This window comes from Nitratireductor sp. B36 (genome assembly GCF_020833685.1).
Taxonomy (GTDB): Bacteria; Pseudomonadota; Alphaproteobacteria; order Rhizobiales; family Rhizobiaceae; genus Nitratireductor.
The window spans coordinates 1-2,500 of the sequence record NZ_JACKZY010000007.1; the positions used below are offsets into that span (position 1 = coordinate 1).

Annotated in this window: 1 rRNA gene (cut by a window edge); it reads right to left on the reverse strand. The window is 54.0% G+C overall.

What is annotated here, in order from left to right:
- Positions 1-21: 21 nt before the first annotated feature.
- Positions 22-2,500: ribosomal RNA gene (locus H7H48_RS20035) — 23S ribosomal RNA — on the reverse strand; it runs 392 nt beyond the window's last position.

Sequence of the window (2,500 nt, forward strand, 5' to 3'; positions counted from 1 at the left end):
AGATGAGCATAAGCAATGAGAATGATTCAAGCCGATCGAGTTATTAGTACCGGTAAGCTCCATGCGTTGCCGCACTTCCACACCCGGCCTATCAACGTGGTGGTCTCCCACGACTCTCAGGGAATACTCGTTTTCAGGTCGGTTTCCCGCTTAGATGCCTTCAGCGGTTATCCGTTCCGTATATAGCTACCCTGCTATGCGGCTGGCGCCACAACAGGTCCACCAGAGATACGTCCATCCCGGTCCTCTCGTACTAGGGACAGATCCTGTCAATATTCCTACACCCACGGCAGATAGGGACCGAACTGTCTCACGACGTTCTGAACCCAACTCACGTACCGCTTTAAATGGCGAACAGCCATACCCTTGGGACCTGCTCCAGCCCCAGGATGCGATGAGTCGACATCGAGGTGCCAAACAACCCCGTCGATATGGACTCTTGGGGGTCATCAGCCTGTTATCCCCGGCGTACCTTTTATCCGTTGAGCGATGGCCCTTCCACGCGGGACCACCGGATCACTATGACCGACTTTCGTCTCTGCTCGACTTGTCAGTCTCGCAGTCAGGCAGGCTTATGCCATTGCACTCAGCGAACGATTTCCGACCGTTCTGAGCCCACCATCGCGCGCCTCCGTTACTCTTTAGGAGGCGACCGCCCCAGTCAAACTACCCACCATACACTGTCCCGGATCCGGATAACGGACCGCGGTTAGACATCCATGTAGATAAGGGTGGTATTTCAAGGATGGCTCCACGCGAGCTGGCGCCCACGCTTCAAAGCCTACCACCTATCCTACACATGCCGACACGAATGCCAGTGTAAAGCTATAGTAAAGGTGCACGGGGTCTTTCCGTCTAACCGCAGGAACCCCGCATCTTCACGGGGAATTCAATTTCACTGAGTCTCTGCTGGAGACAGCGGGGAAGTCGTTACGCCATTCGTGCAGGTCGGAACTTACCCGACAAGGAATTTCGCTACCTTAGGACCGTTATAGTTACGGCCGCCGTTTACCGGGGCTTCAATTCAGAGCTTGCACTCCTCCTCTTAACCTTCCGGCACCGGGCAGGCGTCAGACCCTATACGTCGTCTTGCGACTTCGCAGAGCCCTGTGTTTTTGATAAACAGTCGCTACCCCCTGGTCTGTGCCACCCCCCGATGGTTGCCCACCGAAGGGTCACGCTTATCCCGAAGTTACGCGTGCATTTTGCCGAGTTCCTTCAGCAGAGTTCTCTCAAGCGCCTTGGTATACTCTACCAGTCCACCTGTGTCGGTTTCGGGTACGGTCTATATGGAGGAGCTATTTCCTGGGACCACATGGCTGCCTCTCCAATCCAGTAAGGAAAGACAACGTCCGCAATCCGTCACTACCTCCAGGCCCACGAATATTAACGTGGTTCCCATCGACTACGCCTTTCGGCCTCGCCTTAGGGGCCGGCTAACCCTGCTCAGATTAACTTTAAGCAGGAACCCTTGGACTTTCGGCGAGGGGGTCTCTCACCCCCTTTATCGTTACTCATGTCAGCATTCGCACTTCCGATACCTCCAGGAGCCCTCACGGGTCTCCCTTCATCAGCCTACGGAACGCTCCGCTACCGCTCACCTTGCGGTGAACCCAAAGCTTCGGTGTATGGCTTTAGCCCCGGTACATTTTCGGCGCAAAACCCCTTAATTAGACCAGTGAGCTGTTACGCTTTCTTTAAATGATGGCTGCTTCTAAGCCAACATCCTGGTTGTTTTGGGAGTCTCACATCCTTTCCCACTTAGCCATAACTTGGGGACCTTAGCTGTTGGTCAGGGTTGTTTCCCTCTCCACGACGGACGTTAGCACCCGCCGTGTGTCTGCCGACTAGTACTCCTCGGTATTCGGAGTTTGGTTAGGTTTGGTAATCCGGTGAGGACCCCTAGCCCATCCAGTGCTCTACCCCCGAGGGTATTCGGTCGACGCTCTACCTAAATAGATTTCGCGGAGAACCAGCTATTTCCGAGTTTGATTGGCCTTTCACCCCTAGCCACAAGTCATCCCGATCTATTGCAACAGATATGGGTTCGGTCCTCCAGTAAGTGTTACCTTACCTTCAACCTGCTCATGGCTAGATCACTCGGTTTCGGGTCTAATGCAACGTACTGAACGCCCTGTTAAGACTCGCTTTCGCTGCGCCTACACCTACCGGCTTAAGCTTGCACGTTACATTAAGTCGCTGACCCATTATACAAAAGGTACGTGGTCACACTTGCGTGCTCCCACTGTTTGTAGGCAACCGGTTTCAGGTACTCTTTCACTCCCCTCGTCGGGGTGCTTTTCACCTTTCCCTCACGGTACTAGTTCGCTATCGGTCATGCACGAGTACTTAGGCTTGGAGGGTGGTCCCCCCATGTTCAGACAGGATTTCACGTGTCCCGCCCTACTCGAGGACTATCGTTCACATTACGCATACGGGACTGTCACCCGCTCCGGTCCAACTTTCCAGAAGGTTCTGCTTGTTAAACGATAGCCACTGG